This is a genomic window from Pseudomonas sp. PA15(2017), from assembly GCF_001945395.1.
GTDB lineage: Bacteria > Pseudomonadota > Gammaproteobacteria > Pseudomonadales > Pseudomonadaceae > Aquipseudomonas.
On record NZ_MSXV01000011.1, the window covers coordinates 13,281 to 35,724 of the forward strand.

The window sequence follows — 22,444 nt, forward strand, 5'->3', positions numbered from 1 at the left end:
TCAGCGCACCTCTTTCAGATAGCGCGCGGCAAAGGCTTCCTGCACCGCGGCCATCTTCTGGTAATCCACCACGCCAGCCCGGGCATAGTCGCTTTCCGGCAGGAAGCGCGCCGCCACCTCGGCGGGCATCTGTACCGGGCGCACTGGCCGCAGGTAGGCATTGGCCCACAGTGCCTGGCCCTTGTCGGACAATACGAAGTCCAGCACCTTCTCGGCGTTGGCCCGGTGCGGAGCGTTTTCCACCACGCTCATCACGTAGGGCACGCTGATGCTGCCCTCGCTCGGAATCACGAAGGCGACGTTGGCCTGGTCCTTGTAGCGCGCGCGGTAGGCGTTGAAGTCGTAGTCGACGAGGATCGGCAGCTCGCCGGACAGCACCCGCGCATAGGCGGTCTGTTTGGGCACGATCGGCGAATTGCCGGCCAGTTTCCTGAAATAGTCGATGGCCGGGGTGAAGTCGTCGAGGTCGCCGCCCATGGCACGGTTGATCGCAACTGCCGACACGTAGCCAACGAAAGCGCTGGACGGGTCCAGGTAACCGACCATGCCCTTGTACTCGGGTTTGAGCAGGTCGGCCCAGCTTTGCGGCACCGGCAGGCCGCCCAGCGCGTCGACGTTGACCATGATACCCAGCGTGCCGGAATGGATGGCGAACCAGTGCCCTTCAGGGTCTTTCAACCCAGCGGGAATGTCGTCCCAGCCCTTTGGCTTGTAGGTACCGACCACCCCGGCGTTCTGCGCCTGCAGGCCGAAGGTCACGCCGTAATAGACCACGTCGGCCATCGGCGCGGCGCGCTCGGCCACCAGCTGCGCCAGGGCCTGGCCGGAATTCTTGTTGTCCAGCGGCACCTTCACACCAGTGTCGGCGGCAATGGCTTGAAGCTGGGCGCCCCAATCCGCCCACTCCGGTGGGCAGTTGTAGCAGATCGCCGTTTCGGCGGCGTGGCTCAGGCTGGCGGTACCGCACAGCAACAGAGCCGCGAGGGTTTTACGCAAGCGGATCATCGGACGTCTCCTCGAGGGGGCGGATACTCTCGCCTGGCCGGATATGGCATGGCAGGCAGTGGGAAGCGGGGCTGGCACCGGCGATCTGCGCCAGCAACTGGTCGATCACCCTGTGCGCAAGTTCGCTGATGGGTTGCACCACGCTGCACAGCGTCGGATGCATCTGCGTGCCCAGGGCGATGCCGTCGAAGCCCATCACCGAGAGCTGGCGGGGCACGCTCCAGCCATTGCGACGCAGCACGTTGATCAGGCTGATGGCCAGCAGGTCGTTGGAACAGAGCAGCGCGCTGGGCGCCTGCGGGTCGTGCAGCCAGGGCTCGATGGCGGCGAAGTCGGCCTGGGTGTGGGCGGGCATCTCGATCAGCGGCAGCGCCGGTAGCCCGGCCGCGTGCATGGCGTCCTGATAGCCGGCATAGCGCAAGCGCGCACGGTCGGACTGCAGCGCCGAGCCGGCGACCATGCCGATGCGCCTGTGGCCGGCCTGCAGCAGATGCCGGGTGGCCAGGGCCATGCCGGCGCGGTTATCCACCGATACGGCGCCGTACTCGGCATCCTCGGGCTGGTGGTAGGCCAGCACGAAGGGTGTGTCCTCGTGAGCCAGGCTCTGCAGCACATGGTTGCTGCGCGCATCGGTCACCGTCAGCACCAGGCCGTCGACGCGCTGGCGCAGCAGTTCCTCGACCACGTCGCTCTCGCGCTCGGCCTGGTAGTCGGTGGTAGCCAGCAGCAGGTTGTAGCCGCGCGCACGCGCCGCCTGCTCCATGGCCTGGAATTGCTCGGCGAACACCGGGTTGAGCAGGTTGGGCACCACCACGCCGATCAGTTGGGTGGTCTGCAAACGCAGCTGCCGGCCCAGGCGGTTGGGGCGAAAACCCAGCTGGCGCGCCGCGGCGAACACCTGCTCACGGGTATGCGGGCGCACCATATCCGGCGAGGCGAATGCCCGCGCGGCGGTAGCCCGCGAAACGCCTGCCCTGAGGGCAACCTCTTTCAGATCCGTCATGCTCGCTCGCTTTGAGATCGATCTCATTGGCGAGCAACTTAGCGGGCGCAGATGGCAGCCGCGCGACGAAGGGATGACAGTTCGGTTTCAGCCCGCGCCTTGGGCAGGGTGAGCTCAATCGCTCCCGGGCATCGCTGCGCTCAACACCGGGCTACAGATCACACGTAGCCTGCGGTCGAGCGCAGCGATACCCAGGAATACCGTCCTTACAACGTCAGGGTAAACCGCGACAGCAGCGCGCCGGGCAGCGCCATCGAGCCGGTTTGTCGCGCGCCATAGGTGCCACTGGGCAGCAGCAGCTCCGGCTCTCGGGTCAGGGCTTCCAGGTTCGCGCCGAGGAAGTCGAACAGCGAGTCGTCGAAGCGCATGGTGTCGACCGGTGCCTGGATTCGACCGTCCTCGACCCAGAAGGTGGCGAAGCGGGTCATGCCGGTCAGGCGCCCGGCCGGCAGGTCGGAGAAGTTGGCGTACCACAGGTTGCCGATATACAGCCCTGTGCCGAGGCGCTGCAGAATCTCGCCCTCCTCCAGCTCGCCGCCATGCAGGTGCAGCGAGAACGGGTACTCGCCGCTGCCCGCGCCGTTGGCGATCAGCCCGTGTTCGGCGGCGCTGCGCGAGCTGACCAGGCGCTCAACCGGCTTGCCCTGGCTGACCAGGCGCAACGGCTGGCGTGGCCCTTCGCGGGTGAAGGCCGGCGCCAGGCCGCCATCGAGGCGCTCGTCGAGTGTCACCTTGTCGCTCAAGCTGGCGCTGCCGGCAAAGAGCCGCTGCAGTGGGCTACCACCGGTGGCCAGCGCTTCGGCGGAAAAGCCCCAGGCGAACAACCCGAACAACTCTTCCAGTGCCGCTGGCGTCAGGTAGGCGCGATAAGCCCCCGGCTTCAACTCATGGGCAGGTTTGCCCAGATGCTCCAGTTGCTCTCGGGCGAACGCCAGTTTGCGGGCGAAGGCCTGTGCATCCCATTGCTCGCCGGCGTAGCTGCTTTTCACCGCTTGACCGTTTTCGTGAAACAGGCTGAACTCGAAGTTGAAGCTGCTCGCCCCGTGCCAGCCGAAGGCGCCCCAGGAGCTGGCGAAGCCCTGGTATTGCGGCCCGGCCGCGTAGAAGCCGACCAGATCCAGCCCGGCGGCGGCTTCATGGATCTGAGCGATGGCGGCCTCGCTCTGCTGAGCCGCTTCGCCTGCCGCGGTTTCGCTGCGCCAGGCCTCACGGTTCAGGCGCAGATAAGGGTCGTCGGCGAGCGTCGGCAATACCGCGCGCAGGCGCTGCAGTGCCTGGTCGAGACGCGGGCGGTCGTCGTCGATCAGCCCGCTCAGGGCCAGCTCGAAGTCGCCATGCCGCTCGCCCTGGTACAGCGCCAGGGTGGCGTATACCTGCTGCACCTGGCCGGCCTGGCGTACGTGGGCGTGGTTGAAGCGGATGAAGTCCGAGGCCTCGGCCTGGTATTCCAGGGTAAAACCCTCACCGGCCTTTAGCCCGGCGTTCAGGTGCGCGAGCAGCGCCTCGAAATGTTGACGTGCGTTCATCAGGCCGCCCCTCCAAATACGTCGACATCGGCGAACACGCACGCCGGCGTGGCGTGGCCGACGCGGATCACCTGGTTCGGCTCGCCCTTGCCGCAATACGGCGTGCCCAGCACCTCGAAGGTACTGGCGTCGCCGACCGCCTTGAGGTTGCGCCAGAACTGCGCGGAGATGCCGCGGTAGTTGGGGTTCTTCACCACGCCCTTGAGCTCGCCGTTGTCGATCAGCCGGCCCCACTCGCAGCCGAACTGGAATTTGTTGCGCGCGTCATCGATCGACCAGGAGCGGTTGTTGCTCATCAGAACGCCGCGTTCGATGCCGCCGATCAGCTGCTCCAGGCGCTGGTTGCCGGGCTCGACATTGAGGTTGGCCATGCGGTCCAGGGTCGGGCGGTTCCAACTGCAGGCGCGGCTGTTGGCGACGCCCTCCAGCCCGCTGCGCCACTGCGACAGCGCGCCACCGAGCGGCCGCTGCAGGATGCCCTCGCGGATCAGGTATTCGCGCTGCGCCGGGGTGCCGTCGTCGTCATGGCGATAGCTGGCCAGCTCGCCCGATACCGTTGGGTCGAAGGTCACGTTGAGCAGCGACGAGCCGTATTGGTAACGGCCGAAATCCTCCTGGTGGATAAAACTGGTGCCGGCAAAATTGCGCTCATCACCCAGGATGCGATCCAGCTCCAGCGGATGGCCGATGGACTCGTGGATCTGCAGGATCATCTGGTCCGGCATCAGCAGCAGGTCGCGGTGACCGCTCGGCGTATTGGGCGCCAGCAGCAATTGCAGCGCCTCGTCGGCGATACGGCTGGCGGTGCCGACCACGCCCAGCTCGTCGATCACCTCGGCACCGCCCTGGCGCGCCAGATGAGTGCCGCCAAAGCTGCGGCTCTGGCTGTCGGTGCCATCGCTGGCGGTAACCGCCAACTGCGGAAAAACATAATGCTGAGCGCGGCGTAGGCGAGCGCCGGCGCTGTTCAGGTAGATCTGCTCGGTGGCGGTAAAGGTCAGCCCGGCGTACCAGTCCACCAACCGCTCGTCGCGCGGCACCCGCGCCGATTCTGCCGCCAGCAGTTCATACCAGTGCGCCGGGCTGGCCAGCGTGTGCTGGTAGCCAGGCATCACATCATCGGCCTGCCCATGGGGCACCGGCAGCTCATGCAGATCGAGCAGATTGCGCCCCGCCAACTGCCGCGCCAGCCGCTCGCCCTTGTCGAGCGCCGCCTGCAACCCGGCCTGGCTGAGATCGCTGGTCGCCGCATAGGCCTCCACCCCAGCCACCCGCACACTGAGCATGGCCCCCGCATCGTCCGCAAACGACGGCGCCCGCGCCACATTACGGCGCACCCAATAGCGCTCGGTGGTCTCCCGCACATGGCGCAGCGACCAGAAATCGGCGGTGGAACGCAGGGCGGTGAAGCGGCGTTCCAGGGTCTCGCTGATGGCGAACATAGGGGCTCCCTTGGTCGGTGGCATAGGGAGGCAGTATGGGAAGGATTGGCGGGATGGGGCAACCAGGACGGCTGTGAGCATGACCTAGACGGGTGCTAGTTGGAGGCGTAGTGTCGGGAGCGTTTTGCTATTCGTGCGTGATTGAAAGCAGTGTCGCGCTTATCAGCAAAGGGCTTCTCGTGAGTGCTGCGTGCTTCTCCAGTCTCGCAATGGGGGATGAAAAAATCGTCATCCATTTTACTAGCTACATAGGGGAGAACCTAACCGTGGAATACGACCCAAAACGTATCGAAGAAACCGTGCTGGCACTTCTTGCTACCTTCAGCTTCGATGGTGGCCGATCCTGGAAAGGCTACGACTTCGATGTGATGAACGCCCTGCACCAGCAAGGCCTGATCGACCAGCCCCGGGGTAAGAGCAAGTCTGTTTGGCTGACCGCAGAAGGCCGGGAAAAAGGTATCGCCATTGCCGATCGCTCATTCGCCGCAGAAGGCAATCGCTAACCACTCACCGAGTAAACGTTGCTCACAGGGCAACGCGTTAAGAAGGAGCAAGATCCGTAGGGTGGACTAGCCGAAGGCATAATCCGCCACTTAACGCGAACTGGATGCATGAGCTGATAATCCAGATAGACTCGTGTGGGCGTTCTGCTTTTCAGGCCTCGGCGGTGCCATTTTGGCGGATGAACACCCTGCTGAGATCACAGAGGGAGAGAATCACTACCTTGTGCAGCGATGGCAGAGCCGGCGGTACTCGAGCAGGGCTGACGATCAGCCGATGGATTGGCCGGTGGCGTAATCCATGGTTCACCATGATCCACCTGGTCACGCGGATCGAGGCCTCAGCCCACACGCCCTCTACGATCGCGCATTTCGCTCAGATGCCGGAGATGAGCAGATCGAGCGCCGCAATGATTTCGTCACGCCGCGCAGTCAAGTCCGCCACCATGGGCCCCAACTGTTTGCTGGCAATACCGGCCATTTGCGGCGTCATCATCACGTAGGGCTCACCCTCGATTTCAAATCGTGGCGTGAGGGTTTTCAGCAGTTTACCCTGCAGGCTGCTCGCCGGATAGAGCGGTACCACGACCCGCGTGGCAAGGTCTGCGAGCAGGTTGCTCTGTACATCGAGCAATAGGGGCACGGCGGCCCTGGTGGCAGGGTTGATGTTCTTGTGAACGGCAAACTGCGGCATCAGAAGCTCCGCAATTCGTCGCTGAACACGCCATTGGTCTCTACATGATCATTGTAGGCAGTGATGGCCTGTCGGTTATCCGCCAGCCACTGCTCACGCTGCTTCTCCTTCAGCGCCTGGGCCAAGGCCTTCTCCAGGGTGGCAGAGAGGTTGATGTCGAGCGACTTGGCCTCGGCGAGCAGATCCTCATTGACGCGCAGGTTGACAGCTCGTTTCGGCGCATTGAGATCGTATGAAGGCAGCATGAGAATTTCCCCGCAGAGCAATGCGCACAATCTATGCGCATAAAAAATCCGAGTAAAGCACCGTTCGACGCGAGCAGCTATCTGGCCACCGCTCAGCCGGCGCGCCCGCCCTGCACAAGACTTCCTGGCGAAAACCCGGATAATGCCGGCCATTCGTTTTGCTTGCCGGTGCCGCTCCATGGAAATCAAGGTCAATTTTCTCGACAACCTTCGCCTCGAAGCCAAGTTCGATGACTTCACGGTGATCGCCGATCAGCCGATTCGCTACAAGGGCGATGGCTCGGCGCCGGGGCCGTTCGACTATTTCCTGGCCTCTTCGGCGTTGTGCGCGGCGTACTTCGTCAAGCTGTACTGCCAGACGCGCGACATTCCCACCGAAAACATCCGCCTGTCGCAAAACAACATCGTCGACCCGGAAAACCGCTATGCGCAGATCTTCAAGATCCAGGTCGAACTGCCGGCGGATATCTCCGAGAAGGATCGCCTGGGAATTCTGCGCTCCATTGACCGCTGCACCGTGAAGAAAGTGGTGCAGCAAGGCCCCGAGTTCATCATCGAGGAAGTGGAAAACCTCGACGCCGATGCCCAGGCGCTGCTGATGCCGGTATCCGATACCACCACCTACATCCCGGGCAAGGATCTGCCGCTGGAGCAGACCATCGCCACCCTGTCGGGCCTGCTCGCGGATCTGGGCATGAAGATCGAGATCGCCTCCTGGCGCAACATCGTCCCCAACGTCTGGTCCCTGCATATCCGCGATGCGCAGTCGAACCTGTGTTTCACCAACGGCAAGGGGGCAACCAAGGAGAGCGCCCTGGCCTCGGCGCTGGGCGAGTTCATCGAGCGGCTGAACTGCAACTTCTTCTACAACGACCAGTTCTGGGGCGAAGACATCGCCGTCGCCGAGTTCGTCCATTACCCCAACGAGCGCTGGTTCAAGCCGGGGCCCAAAGATGCGCTGCCCGAGGAGATCCTCGACGAGCACTGCCTGGCCATCTACAACCCGGACGGCGAGCTGCGCGGCTCGCACCTGTACGACACCAATTCGGGCAACACCCTGCGCGGCATCTGCTCGCTGCCCTTCGTGCGCCAGCGCGATGGCGAGACGGTGTATTTCCCGTCCAACCTGATCGAGAACCTGTACCTGTCCAACGGCATGAGCGCTGGCAACACCCTGGCCGAAGCCCAGGTGCAGTGCCTGTCGGAGATTTTCGAGCGGGCGGTCAAACGCGAAATCCTCGAAGGCGAGCTGTGCCTGCCGGACGTGCCGCAGGACGTGCTGGCCAAATACCCGGGCATCGTCGCCGGCATTCAGGGCCTGGAGGAGCAAGGCTTCCCGGTGCTGGTCAAGGACGCCTCCCTGGGCGGTGAATTCCCGGTGATGTGCGTGACCCTGATGAACCCGCGCACCGGCGGCGTTTTCGCTTCCTTCGGCGCCCACCCGAGCCTGGAAGTGGCGCTGGAGCGCAGCCTCACCGAGCTGCTCCAGGGCCGCAGCTTCGAGGGCCTCAACGACCTGCCGCAACCGACCTTCGACAGCCTGGCGCTGACCGAGCCGAACAACTTCGTCGAGCATTTCATCGATTCCAGCGGCGTGGTCTCCTGGCGCTTCTTCGGCGCCACGCCGGACTTCGAATTCGTCGAGTGGGATTTCTCCGGCGAGGGTGCAGATTCCAACGAACAGGAGGCCGCGACCCTGTTCGGCATCCTCGAAGACCTGGGCAAGGAAGTCTACGTCGCCACCTACGATGACCTCGGCGCCAACGCCTGCCGCATCCTGGTGCCGGGCTATTCGGAGATCTACCCGGTCGAGGACCTGGTCTGGGACAACACCAACAAGGCCCTGCTGTTCCGCAAGGACATCCTCAATCTGCACGCCCTGGGCGATCGCGAACTGAAGTCGTTGCTGCGTAACCTCAACAACACCGAGGTCGACGACTACACCGACATCACCACGTTGATCGGCGTCGAATTCGACGACAACACGGTATGGGGCCAGTTGACCATTCTCGAGCTGAAGCTGTTGATCAACCTGGCGCTGAGCAAGTACGACGACGCCAAGGAGCTGGTCGAGGCCTTCCTGCAGTACAACGACAACACCGTCGAGCGCGGCCTGTTCTACCAGGCGGTCAATGCCGTGCTGGAAGTGCAGCTGGACGACGACCTGGAGTTGGCCAACTTCGAGCACAACTTCCGGCGCATGTTCGGCAGCGCGCGCATCGATGCCGCGATCGGCTCGGTAGACGGCAGCGTGCGCTTCTTCGGCCTGACGCCCACCAGCATGAAGCTGGAGGGCCTGGACAAACACCAGCGCCTGATCGACAGCTACAAGAAGCTGCACGCGGCGCGCGCCAGGGCGGCCGGCCTGGCCAGCCGATAAGCGCAGCCTCGAGCGTCAACAGAAAAGCACCTTCGGGTGCTTTCTTCGTTTTTGCGACAGCAAAAGGTCGTGACAAGAACGGCGCGGGGCGTTAACAGACAGGGGCGGCGAGTGGTGGGTACGCATCATCGTCCACGCGAACTCGCGCGCACCGTGCAAGCGCGACAGGCCAGGGCATGCCTCAACTTGCGTGACGAGACCAACAAGAACCCATAGAGGGCACTCAGCAGCCATGGCAACCCAAGGCAATGAAACACCGGAGCTTGGTATCACCGATCCATCGCAGACGGAGGAAGCCAGACGAGACCGTTACCTGGAAGGCAAGCTGGACTGGATCGTGTTCGGTTTCACCAGTCTGCTGGCTTTGGCCTTCGTGGCCTGGGGCTTTCTCAACCAGGCCAGCCTGGCGAAGAGTGCCGCCACGGCGCAGAGCTGGGTCATCGTCAATTTCGGCTGGTTCTTCGTGCTCACCTCGACCATCTTCGTGGTTTTCGTGCTGTGGTTGGCGGCCAGTCGCTACGGCAAGATTCCCCTCGGCAAGGACGGCGAAGAGCCGGAATTTCGCACCACCTCATGGATCGCCATGATGTTCAGCGCCGGCATGGGTATCGGCCTGATGTTCTTTGGCGTGGCCGAGCCGCTGTCCCATTACGTCAGCCCGCCGCCGGGCACCGCCGAGGCGCAGACCAATGCCGCCATGCAGGTGGCCATGGCGACCACGTTGTTCCACTGGAGCCTGCATCCCTGGGCGATGTACGCCATCGTCGGCCTGGCGATCGCCTACGGCACCTTTCGCCGCGGCCGCTCGCAGCTGATCTCCGCCGCCTTCCGGCCGCTGATGGGCGAACACGCCAACGGTCCGATCGGCCGCGCCATCGACATGATGGCGATCTTCGCCACGCTGTTCGGCTCGGCCGCTTCGCTGGGCCTCGGAGCCCTGCAGATCGCCGGCGGGCTGGAGTACAACGGCTGGGTCGAGGAACCCGGCAAGCTGTTCTACATCGGCCTGATCACCCTGCTGACCGTCGCCTTCGTGGCTTCGGCGGTGTCCGGCATCGACAAGGGCATCCAGTGGCTGTCCAACACCAACATGGTGCTAGCCCTGCTGCTGGCGGCCTTCGTGTTCGTCGCCGGCCCGACCCTGCTGATGCTCAACCTGCTGCCGACCGCCCTAGGCGACTACATCAACATGCTCCCGGAGATGATGGCGCGCACCAATGCCAGCGGCGGCGACAGCATGGACAGCTGGCTGTCCAGCTGGACCGTGTTCTACTGGGCCTGGTGGATTTCCTGGACGCCGTTCGTGGGCATGTTCATCGCCCGCATCAGCCGCGGCCGCACCATTCGCCAGTTCGTCACCGGTGTGCTGCTGGTACCGAGCCTGGTCAGCCTGGCGTGGTTCGTGATCTTCGGCGGCGCCGGCATCGATGCGCTACGCGAAGGCGTGTTCACTCTGGCCAACGGCGCGGTAGACAGCAACATCGCCCTGTACGAGCTGCTGGAAAGCTACCCGTTCATCTCCATCAGCTCGGTGCTGGTGATGATTCTGGTGGGCATCTTCTTCGTCTCCGGCGCCGACGCGGCGTCGCTGGTGATGGGCACGCTGTCCGAACACGGCACCACCGAGCCCTCGCGTGGCACCATGATCTTCTGGGGTGCGCTGACCGGCGCGGTAGCGGCGATCATGCTGGCCATCGGCGACCCGAGCGATCCGGGCGCGGCGCTTACCGGCCTGCAGAACCTGACCATCGTGGTGGCGCTGCCCTTCGTGGTGGTGATGGCCCTGCTCTGCATCGCCCTGTACCGCGACCTGCGCAAGGACCCGATGATGCTGCGCGACCTGCGCGGCAGCGAGCTGATCGAGAAGGCCGTGCTCTACGGCGCGGTGAAGCACGGCGAAGAGTTCTATTTCGTGGTCAAGGAAAAGAAGGACAAGGGTGAAGCGGCCGAGGAGCAGCCGAACACCTGATACCCCGCTCTAGGGTCTGTTCCCGTTTCAGCGCGAGCCGCGTTGCGGCGAGAAATGGCTGAATGCGGGAGGCGAGGTTAACGCTGTAATTGTGGGAGCGGGCCATGCCCGCGAAAAAATCGCGCGCATGGGCTAGGCGTCCCCGCCCGCTCCCACGGGAAGATCGCTTTCCTCCATAAATCAGCTAATACGCCCGCAATCTCCCATGCTCACGCAACCGCTCGACCATGTAGGGATAGAACGGGTTCGAGGTCACCCGCTGCAGCGCCTCCATGCTCACCAGCAGCACACCGCGCTCGCCACGCACCGACAGCGCGCCGAGGTGCACGCCGTAATCCTCCGGCTCGTCAGGCTGCAGCCCATACAGCGAATCGCTCAGCGGAAATGGCAGGGCAACGTGGGACAGCGAGAACACCTCACGTGGGAAGGCCAGGCCGACGGGCCTGAGCTGCTGCTCGGTGGCGCCGGCCTCGGTAGTGCGCGCAGCGGCGGCCAGGGTGTCGGGTGACACATTGCCGATCAGCGTGGTGCGATAGCGCCGTGGCGCAGCCGGCAGCAGGTCGTCCGGCGACTTGGCATGGGCGCCCAGCAGCGGCCCGAAATCGACGAAGCGGTTGAGGTCGAACAGCACCAGCTCGCTGCCATTGGCCGGCAGCCTTGCGTACAGGGCATCGACCACGGCTGGAGTGCTCACGGTGTAATCGACCAACGACTGGAAGGTGAGCACCGGCGCCAGCTCGCTCAGGGCATTGCGCCCGGCGAGCACGGCGATCTGTTCCTGCAGCGCGGAGGTGAACAGGTACGACTGCCGCGCCGCATTGAGGGCGAAGGAGTTGTATTTGAATGGGTTGTACTCGGGCAGCACATCCAGCCAGGCCGCCTTGGCGAATGCCGGGAACACCGCTGGCAAACCGGCCAGCCCGGCGAAACGGGCGTAGCCGGCCACGCCGATCATCGGCGAAATCAGCGTCAGGCGCGTCGGGCGGGCCATTTCCTCGTTGCCCAGGGCATCGAGGGCGTACTTGAGCGCCAGGCCACCTCCCGCCGAGTAGCCGACCAGTTGCAGCTCGTCGCCCGGCGCGGTCAGCCGCGCCGCTTCGCGCACCGCCAGGCGCGTCGCGGCGAGCCAGTCCTGCCAGGTCACGCGGGTCAGCGCCCCGGGCGTGGTGCCATGCCCGGGCAGGCGCAGCCCGACCACCACGAAGCCGGCATCGCGATACAGCCGGGCGATGTGCCGCAGGCTGTAGGGCGAGTCGGTCAGCCCGTGCAACATCACCGCAGCCCCTTTGGGCTTGCCCTCGGGCTCGAGCACGTAGGAACGGTTCCAGTCCCACTCGAAACGCGAGGCGTTGAGCGGGCTGTCGGCGAAATAGCGGTTATCCGGCACTCGCTCGGCATCGTCCAGGCGCTGGTAGACATTGCCGGGCAGCGCCGCGAACAGGGCCTGTTCGGCGAGCAGATAATCCTGCCAGCTGGCGGCATCGAGCTCATCGGCGCCCAGCTCGCGCGGCACGAAGGTGTGCCAGGGGCCGAGATCCGGTTTGTTGTGGGCGTCGTAGATACGCAGGCCGAAGAACGTCAGCGCGATTACCGCCACCACCAGGCCGCCCAGGCGCAACCCTTTTTCCACCGCCTTCATGCTCGCCTCCGGGGCCGCCGTAAACGACTCATCATAACCCCCGCCCGGCAAAAACGCTGGCACCGTCCACCATCGTGCGTACCTTGCGATGGCACGCCATAGCTCATAGGCTTCGGGCCGACATCCTTGCGTTCGGAGCCCGTCATGAGCGACTCAGCGATCATCCCCTGCCCCAGTTGCAGCAGCCTCAACCGCATTCCCGGCGCGCGCCTGGGCGAAGTACCGCGCTGCGGCCACTGCAAGACCGAGGTACTGCCGGGCACACCGTTCGAGCTCGACCAGGGCAATTTCGCCAGCCAGCTCAAGGGCGACCTGCCGCTGCTGGTCGATGTCTGGGCCGCCTGGTGCGGCCCGTGCCGCGGCTTCGCGCCGACCTTCACTCAGGCGGCTGGCGAACTGCGTACCCGCTGCCGCCTGGGCAAGCTGGACAGCGAAGCCAATCAGCCATTGTCTGCGCAGCTGGGCATCCGCTCGATTCCCAGCCTGATCCTGTTTCGCAATGGCCAGGAAGTCGCCAGGCAAAGTGGCGCCCTGCCCCTGCCGCAGCTGCTCGCCTGGCTGAACGCTCAAGGCGTTTGAGTGGGCCGCAGCGAGCCGGCTGACACCTGACCTTGCCACTGGTCAAAAAGCCGACTAATCCAAGGAAGGATCATCGTGGTGTAAAGCCCGATAACAACACGGCGGGAGGCGCCATGTTCAAGCACATTCTGATCGCCCACGACCTGCGGGGCACGGCCGACCTGGCGCTGCGCCGGGCGGCGCAACTGGCGCAGCAGCACGGCGCGCGCCTGAGCGTGCTGCACGTGCTCGACCCCGCCGCGAGCGAGCAGACCCACGACCAGTCACGACAGCTGCTGGACGCCAGCATCAGCCAGTTCGCACCGGCCGGCAGCGCCCTGCACCTACGCAGTGGCAAGCCTTCGGAAGTGGTGCTGCAGCATTTGCAGGAAAGCGACTACGACCTGGTGCTGGGCGGACATCTGGAACGCCACGAGTTCTTTTCCGGCACCAGCCTGGATCGCATCGCGCTCAACTGCTCGGTGCCGCTGTTGCTGGTCGCCCACCCGAGCCCGGGGGCCTACCACCAGGCGGTAGCGGCCCTCGACTTCTCGCTGTGCGCCTGCAGCGCCCTGGCCGGCGCCCACGGGCTGCTGCCGCAAGGCGCCGAGCTGCACGCTGTGCATGTGTTCGAGCCGGACAAGGGCAGCCGCGAACACGTCGACAACCAGTTGCAGATTCAGCAGGCCCTGATCGACCAACTGCTGACGGACGAAAAGCAGAAACTGCCGGCGGCGGGCCCGACGATCAGCCACGCCATCCATCAGGGCGGCATTCTGCGCTGCCTGCAGGAGCAGCTCAGGGCCCGCGGCAGCGACCTGCTGGTACTCGGCAGCCATGGGCGCGGTGCGCTGAGCCAGGCGCTGCTCGGCAGCCTGGCCCAGCACTTCCTACACAAGGCGCCGTGCGACGTGTTCGTGGTGCGCTGAAAACGAACCCGGGTATCGCTGCGCTCGACACCGGGCTACAGAGGGATAAGGCCGTAGCCTGCGGTTGAGCGCAGCGATACCCAGGGATGCTTTGATCAGCTGCGCTGCAGCAGGTCGTGCAACTCGACGTACTGCTGGGTCAGCTTGTGGCGCGGGTCGAGATAGATCAGCGGCATGCACGCCTGGTGGGATTCGCGCATCTTCACCGAGCTCATCAGGTTGACTGGCAGCACCGGCAGGCCTTCACCCACCAGCTCGTCGAGCAGTTGCTGCGGCAGCGAGGCGCGGGGCTGGAACTGGTTGACCACGATGCCCTCGACCTGCAGCGCTTCGTTGTGGTCTTCCTTCAACTCGTCGATCTCGCGGAGCAGGCCGTACAAGGCATTGCGCGAAAAGGTGTCGCAATCGAAGGGAATCAGCACACGGTCAGCAGCGATCAATGCAGATACCGTGTAGAAATTCAGTGCAGGCGGCGTGTCCAGGTAGATCTGCTCGTAGTCCTCGGACAATTCCTCGAGCAGTTTGCGTAGCTTGTTGATCTTGTGCTTCTGCTCGAGCTTGGGTTGCAGCTCGGCCAGCTCGGGCGTGGCGGTAATCACGTGCAGGTTTTCAAAGGGCGTCTCGTAGATATCCACCTTACCCTTCTTGGCGAACGGCCCACTGGACAGCGTCTGCTTGAAGAAATCGGCGATGCCCATGGGAATGTCATCGCCCGTCAGCCCGGTCAGGTAGTGGGATGAATTGGCCTGGGCATCGAGGTCGACCAACAACGTTCGGTACCCTTGTGACGCACTGACCGCAGCCAGATTGCAGGCAATGCTGGACTTGCCCACGCCACCTTTCTGATTGAAAACCACGCGCCTCATCCGAAACCTCCCCTCTCCACTAGTACATTGATACTAGGCAAAACTTGATGACATTCACGGGAATCAAGCGAAACGGGTCATCCATCAGAAAATCGATACTTAATGTTTGCGGGGGCTTGTCATCCCCCGGATAATGCCCGCGCAGCATCGCTCCCCATCGACAAGGCTCTTGTCGCACAGGAAAGTCGCACAGACAAGGAAATGCCCGGCGGGCCAAGCAGAGTTTCATCTAGAAATGCATTTCAGGATCGATCAATGGCGTGCCTGGGCTCCCGGCCTGAACAGTACGGATGACTGGCTCGTCTGGAGCAAGGCACCCGAACGCCTGCTCGATGGCGGGCAGCAGCCCGACGTCGGCTTTCTGCCGGCCCTGCAACGCCGCCGCCTGAGCCGCCTGGCACGCATGGTGTTTCAGGTTGCCTGGCCACTGGCCGAAGGCCACTCGGCGCTGCCCCTGGTGTTCGCGTCGCGGCATGGCGAAACCCCGCGCAATCTGGCGATCCTCAAGGATCTTGCAGTTAAAGAACCGCTGTCGCCGACACAGTTCAGCCTTTCCGTGCACAACGCGATCATCGGTCAGTGGTCGATCATGCGTGGCGACACCAGCGAGATGACCGCTCTGGCCGGCGAAGGCGATGGTCTGGAAATGGCCATGCTCGAGGCCCTGAGTTTTCTGGCCGAAGGTGCGCCGGCCGTGCTGCTGGTGATCGGCGAGGAAGCCCAGCCAGAGCCCTACGCGCCGTTCATCGATGACGTGCCGTTCCCCTACGCGCTGGCCCTGCTGCTCAAACCCGGCGATGACTGGAGCCTGGCGTTGAGCAACGCGCCAGGCTCGCGCAGCGCCTGGCCGCACCCGCTGAGCCTGATCCAGAGCCTGTGCCTGCACAGCGCCGCCCTCCAACACACCTGGAAAGAGCGTCAATGGACCTGGTCACGCAAAAGCCTGTGAAGCGCTACAGCCCGCCCTACTGGTGGCGGCTGATCGCCACGGCGGCCAGCTTCACGCTGTTCGGCATCGGCGGCGTGCTGCTGCGCATCCTGGTGTTCCCGGTGCTGTCGCTGCTGCCTGGCGACGCCGCCGCCCACCAGCGCCGCGCGCGGCGCGTGGTCAGCCTGACCTTTCGCACCTTCGTCGAATTCATGCACCGCAGCGGCGTGCTCACCTACCAGGTCGAAGGTGCCGAGCGCCTGGGCCGCCCCGGGCAGATGATCATCGCCAACCATCCGTCACTGATCGATGTGGTGGTGACCATCGCCTTCACCCGCGACACCAACTGCGTGGTCAAGCAGAGCCTGTGGGACAACCCCTGCATGCGCGGGCCGATCCGTTCGGCCGGCTACATCAGCAACAGCGGCAGCATGGACATGCTCGACGAAGCCGCCGGCGCGCTGCAGCAGGGCCAGACCCTGGTGATCTTCCCGGAGGGCACGCGCACCACGCCCGGCCAGCCGCCGGAGTTCCATCGCGGCGCCGCGGCCATCGCCCTGCGTGGTGCGCGAATCATCACCCCGGTGGTGATCAGCGTATCGCCCACCACCCTGACCAAGGCCGAGCCCTGGTACCGCATTCCCGCGCGGCGCTTCCACATCCGCCTGCGCGTCGGCGAAGACATCGACCCGGCGCACTTCGCCGCCATGGGCGCGGCGCCGGTCGCGTCGCGCAAACTCAACGATCATCTGCATCAGCATTTCATACAGGAGCTCGCCAAAGATGAGCGCTCTACAGCTTGAGATCAAAAACCTGATCATCGACTCCCTCGGCCTGGAGGACGTCACTGCCCAGGATATCGACGACGACATGATCCTGTTCGGTGAAGGCCTGGGCCTGGACTCGGTCGATGCCCTGGAGCTCGGCCTGGCGATTCAGAAGCGTTTCGGCATCAAGATCGACGCCGAAGCCAAGGACACTCGCACCCATTTCGCCAACGTGGCCAGCCTGGCAGCCTTCGTTGCCAGCCGCCAGGCAGCCTGAGGACGATGAGCATGCAAACCCGTGAGGAAATCTTCGACACCTTGCGCGACGCCCTGGTAGAGCTGTTCGAACTGAGCCCCGAGCGCGTCAGCCTGGACGCCAACCTGTACGAAGACCTGGAAATCGACAGCATCGACGCCGTCGACCTGATCGATCACATCAAACGCCAGACCGGCAAGAAGATCGCCGCCGAAGCGTTCAAATCGGTGCGCACCGTCGGCGACGTGGTCGAGGCGGTGTATCAGATGGTCAACGCGGAACCCGCATGAGCCGTCTGTTCGGCCTGCTGGTCGCACTGGTCAGCGTGGCCTACCCGTTCGCCGTGTATTTCGGCGCCGGTCATCTGTCGCCAACGCTGTTCGCCGCCCTGCTCGGCGGCCTGTGGCTGGCGCGGTTGCTCAGCAACCCGGGTGACCGCAACAGCCGACGCATGACCGGTGCGGTGCTGGTGTTCTGCCTGCTGTTGGCGTTGGCCGATGAGCCGGCACTGCTGCGCTGGTATCCGGTGCTGGTCAGCGTGCTGCTCGGCCTGCTGTTCGCCAGCAGCCTGAAGATCGGCATGCCGATGGCCGAGCGCCTGGCCCGCCTGCGCGAACCTGCGCTGCCACCGGTGGCGGTGCGCTACACCCGCCGCGTCACCGAAGTGTGGGCCGCCTTCATGCTCACCAATGGCCTGCTGGTGGTGGCGCTGAACCTGTGGGCACCGCTGTCCTGGTGGGCGCTGTACACCGGGCTGATTTCCTACCTCCTGATGGGCCTGCTATTCGCCGGCGAATGGTTGGTACGTCAACGTGTAAGGAGAACCGCATGAGCTGGCTGAACCTCGAAGACCTGCTGCTGGCCCCCAATGCCAGCCGCCAGGTGACGCCTGCGCTCGACCATGCCGAGCTCTGCCAGCGTGCCCTGGGTCTTGCCGCCCACTGGCAGGCGGCCGGCGTGCAGCGCGTCGCCCTGCACCTGCAGGACGCCGCCGAGCTGGCCATCGCCCTGCTCGCTGCCTGGCAAGCCGATGTCCACGTGCTGCTGCCCGCCGATGCTCAGCCACAGACCCGTCAGCGCCTGGGCGCCCAAGTCGACCTGTGGGTCGAGCAGCTCGACGATTCGATGGCCGCAGCGCCGCGCGAGGCCAGAGCGCTGGATCGCGAGCGCTGCCGCCTGACCCTGTGCACCTCCGGCTCCAGTGGCGAACCCAAGCTGATCGACAAGAGCCTCGGCCAGCTGGCCAACGAAGTGCAGGCGCTCGAAGCGCTGTGGGGCGCGCGCCTCGGCGATGCGCTGATCATTGGCAGCGTGGCCGCCCAGCACATCTACGGCCTGCTGTTCCGCGTGCTCTGGCCGCTGTGCGCGGGCCGCATGTTCCTGCCCCAGGCGCAGCCGTTTCCCGAAGACCTGCAGCTGGCCAGCCTGCCGCATCCGGCCTTCGCCTGGATCACCAGCCCGGCGCTGCTCAAGCGCATGGGCGACAACCTCGATTGGCCGGCACTGAGCCGCGTACGCCAGGTGTTCTCCTCCGGCGGCGCACTGCCGGCCGGCGCCGCCGCCTCGGTGCAGCAGCGCCTGGGCCAATGGCCGACGGAAATTTACGGCAGCTCGGAAACCGGCGGCATCGCCTGGCGCCAGGGTGGCGAGCACTGGCAGCCATTCGCCGAGGTACAGCTCGACGTCGACGAACAAGGCGCCCTGCGCCTGAGTTCGCCCTATCTGCCGGTCGGGCACTGGGAGCAGATGGCCGACGCCGTGCAGATCGATGCTGACGGGCGCTTCACCCTCGGCGCGCGCCTGGACCGCATCGTCAAACTCGAAGAAAAACGCATTTCCCTGCCCCTGCTCGAACAGGCCCTGGCCCAGCACAGCTGGGTCAGCGAGGCGCGCCTGGGCGTGCTGCAACAGGGCCGCGCCTTTCTCGGCGCACTGGTGGCCCTGTCGCCCGAGGGCCTGCACGTGCTGCGTAACCAGGGCCGCCGCCACCTCACCGAAGGCCTGCGCCGCCACCTCGCCGGCCACTGCGAAGCCATCGCCCTGCCGCGTCGCTGGCGCCTGCTGCCGCACCTGCCGTACAGCAGCCAGGGCAAGTTGGGCCAGGCCCAGGTCAACGACCTGCTGGCTGCCGCCCGCCCGACCCGCGTCGAGCCGGCCAGCGCCCGTGAGGATAACGGCGAGTGGCATCTGGAGCTGGACGTGCCGCTCGATCTGGCGCACTTCAGCGGGCACTTTCCCGGTACCCCGGTGCTGCCCGGTGTGGTGCAGATCGACTGGGCCCAGCAACTGGCCCGTGCCCTGATCGAGGACCTGCCGCCGCTGTTCGGCGGCATGGAAGTGCTCAAGTTCCAGCAGCTGGTGCGCCCCGGCGATCGCCTGCAGCTGACCCTGCGCTTCGATGCCGAACGCGACAAGCTGTACTTCACCTTCCGCAGCGGCGAAGCCAATTGCTCGTCCGGGCGCATCCTGCTCAAGGCAGCGCCATGACTGCCGCGCAACACCGCCCCTGTGCGCTGATCCCGGTATACAACCACGAGGGGCCATTGCCAGGCGTGGTCGCCAGTTTGCTGGCCGCCGGCTTGCCGTGCCTGCTGGTCGACGACGCTTCCAGCCCAGCCTGCGCCGCGGTGATCGAGCGCCTGGCCGGCGTGGCTGACACTTACCAGCTACGCCTGGCGGAGAACCAGGGCAAGGGCGGCGCAGTGATGGCCGGCCTGCGTGAAGCGCAACGCCTGGGCTTCACCCACGCCCTGCAGGTGGACGCCGACGGCCAGCACGACCTGCAGTCGGTGCACACCTTTCTCGACGAATCCCGTGCCCACCCCGAGGCCATCGTCTGCGGCTACCCGCAGTACGACGCCAGCGTACCCAAAGGCCGCCTCTACGCGCGTTACCTGACCCATGTGTGGGTGTGGATCAACAGCCTGTCGCTGGAGATTCGCGACTCCATGTGCGGCTTCCGGGTCTACCCGCTGGCCGCCAGCGTGGCGCTGATCGACTCGGCGAAACTGGGCAAGCGCATGGACTTCGACTCGGAGATCCTCGTGCGCCTGTCCTGGCGCGGGCAACCGATGCGCTGGCTGCCGACCCGGGTGCACTACCCTGAGGACGGCGTCTCGCACTTCCGGCTCTGGCAGGACAACGTGCTGATCTCGAAAATGCACGCCAGACTGTTCTTCGGCATGCTCTGCCGTGCGCCCGTGCTGCTCTACCGGCGGTGGCGCTGATGGATCAGAGCAGGCACTGGGCCGGCCAGCGCGAGCGTGGCAGCTTCGCGGCGATGAAATTCACCGCACTGGCATCCCGCTACCTTGGCCGCCGGGCGCTGACCCCGTTGCTGTACCTGATCGTCGCCTACTTCTTCCTGTGCGGCGCCAAGGCGCGGCACGCCATCGACCAGTACCAGCAAAACCTGGCGAGCTGGAGCGGGCGGCCTGGGCTGCGCCCGACCCGCCGCTCGGTGTTCGCCCAGTTCATGGCCTTTGCCGACAGCCTGCTCGACAAACTCGACGTGTGGAGCGGACGCCTGCACCTGAGCGACGTCGACCTCATCGATCCTCACGGCCTGCATGGGCAGATGAGCGGCACGCGCGGGCAACTGCTGGTTGGCGCCCACCTCGGCAATCTCGAGGTGTGCCGCGCCCTGGCCGAGCTGAGCGCCGAGGTGCGCATGAACGTACTGGTGCATACCCGTCACGCCGAGCAGTTCAATCGCCTGCTCAGGGAAAGTGGCGCCAACAACCTGCGGCTGATTCAGGTCAGCGAGCTGGACCCGGCGGTGATGATGCGCCTGGCCGAGTATCTGGAGCGCGGCGAGTGGCTGGCGATCGCCGGCGACCGCGTGCCGCTCCACGGTGAACGCACCGTCGAGGTGAATTTTCTCGGCCACTCGGCGCCCCTGCCCCAGGGCCCCTGGCTACTGGCCGGGCTGCTGCAATGCCCGGTCAACCTGATCGACTGCCTGAAGATCGACGGCCGCTATCAGGTCATGTTGCAACCCTTCACCGATGCCGTGCGCTGGAAGCGCAGCGAGCGCGAAGCGGTGATCCAGGGTTGGGCGCAACGCTATGCCGATCACCTGGCCCAACGCTGCCTGCAAGCCCCGCAGCAGTGGTTCAACTTCTACCCGTTCTGGAACGACCATGACAACACAGCAGCCTGAAACCGTGACCTTCGGCGCGCAGCCACTGCGTCTCGAACAGATCGTCAGCCTGGCCCAGCGCACCGCCCACGGCGCGCTGGACGAGAGCCCCGCATGGCGCGACCGCATCGCCCGCGGTGCGCGCTTCGTCGACAGCCTGCTGGACCGCGAAGGCATGATCTACGGCATCACCACCGGCTACGGCGACTCCTGTGTGGTGGCCGTGCCGCTGCATCAGGTCGAGGCGCTGCCGCGTCACCTGTACACCTTTCACGGCTGCGGCCTGGGCAAGCTGCTCGACGCGCCAGCCACCCGCGCGGTGCTGGCCGCGCGCTTGCAGTCGCTTTGCCAGGGCATGTCCGGGGTGCGCCTGGAACTGCTCGAGCGCCTGCAGGCATTCATCGAATTCGATGTGCTGCCGCTGATCCCGGAAGAAGGTTCGGTGGGCGCCAGCGGCGACCTGACGCCACTGTCCTACATCGCCGCGACCCTGTGTGGCGAGCGTGAAGTCATGTATCGCGGCGAGCGCCGTAGCGCCGCTGACGTACACGCCGAACTGGGCTGGACGCCGCTGGTGCTGCGCCCCAAGGAAGCCCTGGCGCTGATGAACGGTACCGCGGTGATGACCGCCCTGGCCTGCCAGGCCTATTCCCGTGCCGACTACCTGCTCAAGCTGGCCACGCGCATCACCGCGCTGAACGTGATCGCCCTGCAGGGCAACCCGGAGCACTTCGACGAGCGCCTGTTCGCCGCCAAGCCGCACCCGGGCCAGAATCAGGTCGCCGCGTGGATCCGCCAGGACCTGGCCATCGACGCGCCGACCGCGCCGCTGCATCGCCTGCAGGATCGTTATTCCATCCGCTGCGCACCCCACGTGCTCGGCGTACTGGCCGACAGCCTGGGGCTGTTGCGCCAGTTCATCGAGAACGAACTGAACAGCGCCAACGACAACCCGCTGATCGACCCCGATGAGGAGCGCGTGCTGCACGGTGGGCACTTTTACGGTGGGCATATCGCCTTCGCCATGGACAGCCTGAAGAACCTCATCGGCAACCTCGCCGACCTGCTCGACCGCCAGCTCGCCCTGCTGGTCGACACCCGCTACAACCACGGCCTGCCGAGCAACCTGTCCGGCGCCCCCGTGGAAACCGCGATGATCAACCACGGTTTCAAGGCCGTGCAGATCGGCGCCAGCGCCTGGACGGCCGAAGCCCTGAAAAACACAATGCCGGCCAGCGTGTTCTCGCGCTCCACCGAATGCCACAACCAGGACAAGGTGAGCATGGGCACCATCGCCGCCCGCGACGCCCTGCGCAGCCTGGAGCTGGCCGAGCAGGTCGCGGCCGCCACGCTGATCGCTGCCAACCAGGGCGTGTGGCTGCGCCAGCGCGCCGAAGCCACCGTGCTGCCGGCCGCCCTGGCCGATATGCATGGGCAACTGAGCGAAGACTTCCCGCCGCTGGTCGAGGATCGCGCCCTGGAAGGCGAACTGCGCCTGTGCCTGCAACGTATCCGCGCCCAGCACTGGAGCCTGTATGCGTAATTCGCCGCATTCCCACGATTCGCGGGCATGGCCCGCTCCCACAGAGATAGCCA

The 22,444-nt window shown here is 65.2% G+C and carries 22 protein-coding genes; 14 read left to right on the top strand and 8 right to left on the bottom strand.

Annotated features, from left to right (window positions below):
• The 4 genes from BVH03_RS04980 to BVH03_RS04995 all read right to left on the bottom strand — a co-directional run bounded on the left by BVH03_RS04980 (position 1) and on the right by BVH03_RS04995 (position 4,976).
• Positions 1–1,005: an ABC transporter substrate-binding protein gene (locus tag BVH03_RS04980; protein WP_075960146.1), complete on the bottom strand. Its 1,005-nt coding sequence runs from the start codon at positions 1,003–1,005 to the stop codon at positions 1–3.
• Positions 989–2,008, bottom strand: a complete 1,020-nt coding sequence (locus BVH03_RS04985; protein ID WP_075960147.1) for a substrate-binding domain-containing protein — start codon at positions 2,006–2,008, stop codon at positions 989–991. Before BVH03_RS04985 ends, BVH03_RS04980 begins: the two co-directional genes overlap by 17 nt.
• Before the next feature lie 206 nt (positions 2,009–2,214).
• Positions 2,215–3,534, bottom strand: a complete 1,320-nt coding sequence (locus tag BVH03_RS04990; RefSeq protein ID WP_075960148.1) for a TldD/PmbA family protein — start codon at positions 3,532–3,534, stop codon at positions 2,215–2,217.
• Positions 3,534–4,976, bottom strand: a complete 1,443-nt coding sequence (locus BVH03_RS04995) for a TldD/PmbA family protein (RefSeq protein WP_075960149.1) — start codon at positions 4,974–4,976, stop codon at positions 3,534–3,536. The genes BVH03_RS04990 and BVH03_RS04995 overlap by 1 nt, the downstream gene beginning before the upstream one ends.
• Before the next feature lie 110 nt (positions 4,977–5,086).
• Between BVH03_RS04995 and BVH03_RS26730 the strand changes: the two genes are divergently transcribed.
• Complete coding sequence (locus BVH03_RS26730; protein ID WP_256574622.1) at positions 5,087–5,479, top strand: DUF6429 family protein; 393 nt, start codon at positions 5,087–5,089, stop codon at positions 5,477–5,479.
• Between the two features lie 373 nt (positions 5,480–5,852).
• On the opposite strand, the gene BVH03_RS05005 is transcribed toward BVH03_RS26730, so the two are convergent.
• Complete coding sequence (locus BVH03_RS05005; protein ID WP_075960151.1) at positions 5,853–6,170, bottom strand: CcdB family protein; 318 nt, start codon at positions 6,168–6,170, stop codon at positions 5,853–5,855.
• Positions 6,170–6,415: a type II toxin-antitoxin system CcdA family antitoxin gene (locus BVH03_RS05010; RefSeq protein WP_075960152.1), complete on the bottom strand. Its 246-nt coding sequence runs from the start codon at positions 6,413–6,415 to the stop codon at positions 6,170–6,172. The genes BVH03_RS05005 and BVH03_RS05010 overlap by 1 nt, the downstream gene beginning before the upstream one ends.
• A 178-nt stretch (positions 6,416–6,593) precedes the next feature.
• Between BVH03_RS05010 and BVH03_RS05015 the strand changes: the two genes are divergently transcribed.
• A complete protein-coding gene (locus tag BVH03_RS05015) occupies positions 6,594–8,795 on the top strand; it encodes an OsmC domain/YcaO domain-containing protein (protein WP_075960153.1) in 2,202 nt (733 codons plus the stop codon).
• 232 nt (positions 8,796–9,027) lie between these two features.
• The gene (locus tag BVH03_RS05020) at positions 9,028–10,764 is read left to right on the top strand and encodes a BCCT family transporter (RefSeq protein ID WP_075960154.1); all 1,737 of its coding nucleotides are present in this window, start codon (positions 9,028–9,030) and stop codon (positions 10,762–10,764) included.
• A gap of 184 nt (positions 10,765–10,948) precedes the next feature.
• Here BVH03_RS05020 and BVH03_RS05025 read toward each other — a convergent pair whose 3' ends face one another.
• Entirely contained in the window at positions 10,949–12,403 is a 1,455-nt protein-coding gene (locus BVH03_RS05025) for a carboxylesterase (RefSeq protein ID WP_075960155.1), read from the bottom strand.
• Between the two features lie 144 nt (positions 12,404–12,547).
• Between BVH03_RS05025 and trxC the strand changes: the two genes are divergently transcribed.
• Positions 12,548–12,982: a thioredoxin TrxC gene (gene trxC, locus BVH03_RS05030; protein ID WP_075960156.1), complete on the top strand. Its 435-nt coding sequence runs from the start codon at positions 12,548–12,550 to the stop codon at positions 12,980–12,982.
• 113 nt (positions 12,983–13,095) lie between these two features.
• Positions 13,096–13,890 carry a universal stress protein gene (locus BVH03_RS05035; RefSeq protein ID WP_075960157.1) on the top strand — a complete coding sequence of 265 codons (795 nt, stop codon included), beginning with the start codon at positions 13,096–13,098 and terminating at the stop codon, positions 13,888–13,890.
• A gap of 95 nt (positions 13,891–13,985) precedes the next feature.
• Here BVH03_RS05035 and BVH03_RS05040 read toward each other — a convergent pair whose 3' ends face one another.
• Positions 13,986–14,756, bottom strand: a complete 771-nt coding sequence (locus BVH03_RS05040; RefSeq protein WP_075960158.1) for a ParA family protein — start codon at positions 14,754–14,756, stop codon at positions 13,986–13,988.
• Positions 14,757–14,991: 235 nt separating this feature from the next.
• Here BVH03_RS05040 and BVH03_RS05045 point away from each other — a divergent pair, with 235 nt between their 5' ends.
• The 9 genes from BVH03_RS05045 to hutH are packed head-to-tail and all read left to right on the top strand — an operon-like array spanning position 14,992 to position 22,391.
• Entirely contained in the window at positions 14,992–15,705 is a 714-nt protein-coding gene (locus BVH03_RS05045) for a beta-ketoacyl synthase chain length factor (protein WP_075960159.1), read from the top strand.
• A complete protein-coding gene (locus BVH03_RS05050; protein WP_177344889.1) occupies positions 15,678–16,487 on the top strand; it encodes a 1-acyl-sn-glycerol-3-phosphate acyltransferase in 810 nt (269 codons plus the stop codon). Before BVH03_RS05045 ends, BVH03_RS05050 begins: the two co-directional genes overlap by 28 nt.
• A complete protein-coding gene (locus BVH03_RS05055) occupies positions 16,468–16,728 on the top strand; it encodes a phosphopantetheine-binding protein (protein WP_075960160.1) in 261 nt (86 codons plus the stop codon). The genes BVH03_RS05050 and BVH03_RS05055 overlap by 20 nt, the downstream gene beginning before the upstream one ends.
• An 11-nt stretch (positions 16,729–16,739) precedes the next feature.
• The gene (locus BVH03_RS05060; protein ID WP_075960281.1) at positions 16,740–16,997 is read left to right on the top strand and encodes an acyl carrier protein; all 258 of its coding nucleotides are present in this window, start codon (positions 16,740–16,742) and stop codon (positions 16,995–16,997) included.
• Positions 16,994–17,539, top strand: a complete 546-nt coding sequence (locus BVH03_RS05065) for a hypothetical protein (RefSeq protein ID WP_075960161.1) — start codon at positions 16,994–16,996, stop codon at positions 17,537–17,539. Before BVH03_RS05060 ends, BVH03_RS05065 begins: the two co-directional genes overlap by 4 nt.
• Complete coding sequence (locus BVH03_RS05070) at positions 17,536–19,194, top strand: acyl-CoA synthetase family protein (protein WP_075960162.1); 1,659 nt, start codon at positions 17,536–17,538, stop codon at positions 19,192–19,194. Before BVH03_RS05065 ends, BVH03_RS05070 begins: the two co-directional genes overlap by 4 nt.
• Positions 19,191–19,934: a glycosyltransferase family 2 protein gene (locus BVH03_RS05075; protein WP_075960163.1), complete on the top strand. Its 744-nt coding sequence runs from the start codon at positions 19,191–19,193 to the stop codon at positions 19,932–19,934. The genes BVH03_RS05070 and BVH03_RS05075 overlap by 4 nt, the downstream gene beginning before the upstream one ends.
• Positions 19,934–20,869 carry a glycosyl transferase gene (locus tag BVH03_RS05080; RefSeq protein WP_075960164.1) on the top strand — a complete coding sequence of 312 codons (936 nt, stop codon included), beginning with the start codon at positions 19,934–19,936 and terminating at the stop codon, positions 20,867–20,869. Before BVH03_RS05075 ends, BVH03_RS05080 begins: the two co-directional genes overlap by 1 nt.
• Positions 20,850–22,391, top strand: a complete 1,542-nt coding sequence (gene hutH, locus BVH03_RS05085) for a histidine ammonia-lyase (RefSeq protein ID WP_075960165.1) — start codon at positions 20,850–20,852, stop codon at positions 22,389–22,391. Before BVH03_RS05080 ends, hutH begins: the two co-directional genes overlap by 20 nt.
• Positions 22,392–22,444: the final 53 nt, after the last annotated feature.

Coding starts and splice junctions, on each gene's coding strand:
- BVH03_RS04980 (WP_075960146.1), bottom strand. CDS start 1,005: ATGATCCGCTTGCGTAAAACCCTCGCGGCTCTGTTGCTGTGCGGTACC.
- BVH03_RS04985 (WP_075960147.1), bottom strand. CDS start 2,008: ATGACGGATCTGAAAGAGGTTGCCCTCAGGGCAGGCGTTTCGCGGGCT.
- BVH03_RS04990 (WP_075960148.1), bottom strand. CDS start 3,534: ATGAACGCACGTCAACATTTCGAGGCGCTGCTCGCGCACCTGAACGCC.
- BVH03_RS04995 (WP_075960149.1), bottom strand. CDS start 4,976: ATGTTCGCCATCAGCGAGACCCTGGAACGCCGCTTCACCGCCCTGCGT.
- BVH03_RS05005 (WP_075960151.1), bottom strand. CDS start 6,170: ATGCCGCAGTTTGCCGTTCACAAGAACATCAACCCTGCCACCAGGGCC.
- BVH03_RS05010 (WP_075960152.1), bottom strand. CDS start 6,415: ATGCTGCCTTCATACGATCTCAATGCGCCGAAACGAGCTGTCAACCTG.
- BVH03_RS05015 (WP_075960153.1), top strand. CDS start 6,594: ATGGAAATCAAGGTCAATTTTCTCGACAACCTTCGCCTCGAAGCCAAG.
- BVH03_RS05020 (WP_075960154.1), top strand. CDS start 9,028: ATGGCAACCCAAGGCAATGAAACACCGGAGCTTGGTATCACCGATCCA.
- BVH03_RS05025 (WP_075960155.1), bottom strand. CDS start 12,403: ATGAAGGCGGTGGAAAAAGGGTTGCGCCTGGGCGGCCTGGTGGTGGCG.
- trxC (WP_075960156.1), top strand. CDS start 12,548: ATGAGCGACTCAGCGATCATCCCCTGCCCCAGTTGCAGCAGCCTCAAC.
- BVH03_RS05035 (WP_075960157.1), top strand. CDS start 13,096: ATGTTCAAGCACATTCTGATCGCCCACGACCTGCGGGGCACGGCCGAC.
- BVH03_RS05040 (WP_075960158.1), bottom strand. CDS start 14,756: ATGAGGCGCGTGGTTTTCAATCAGAAAGGTGGCGTGGGCAAGTCCAGC.
- BVH03_RS05045 (WP_075960159.1), top strand. CDS start 14,992: ATGCATTTCAGGATCGATCAATGGCGTGCCTGGGCTCCCGGCCTGAAC.
- BVH03_RS05050 (WP_177344889.1), top strand. CDS start 15,678: ATGGACCTGGTCACGCAAAAGCCTGTGAAGCGCTACAGCCCGCCCTAC.
- BVH03_RS05055 (WP_075960160.1), top strand. CDS start 16,468: ATGAGCGCTCTACAGCTTGAGATCAAAAACCTGATCATCGACTCCCTC.
- BVH03_RS05060 (WP_075960281.1), top strand. CDS start 16,740: ATGCAAACCCGTGAGGAAATCTTCGACACCTTGCGCGACGCCCTGGTA.
- BVH03_RS05065 (WP_075960161.1), top strand. CDS start 16,994: ATGAGCCGTCTGTTCGGCCTGCTGGTCGCACTGGTCAGCGTGGCCTAC.
- BVH03_RS05070 (WP_075960162.1), top strand. CDS start 17,536: ATGAGCTGGCTGAACCTCGAAGACCTGCTGCTGGCCCCCAATGCCAGC.
- BVH03_RS05075 (WP_075960163.1), top strand. CDS start 19,191: ATGACTGCCGCGCAACACCGCCCCTGTGCGCTGATCCCGGTATACAAC.
- BVH03_RS05080 (WP_075960164.1), top strand. CDS start 19,934: ATGGATCAGAGCAGGCACTGGGCCGGCCAGCGCGAGCGTGGCAGCTTC.
- hutH (WP_075960165.1), top strand. CDS start 20,850: ATGACAACACAGCAGCCTGAAACCGTGACCTTCGGCGCGCAGCCACTG.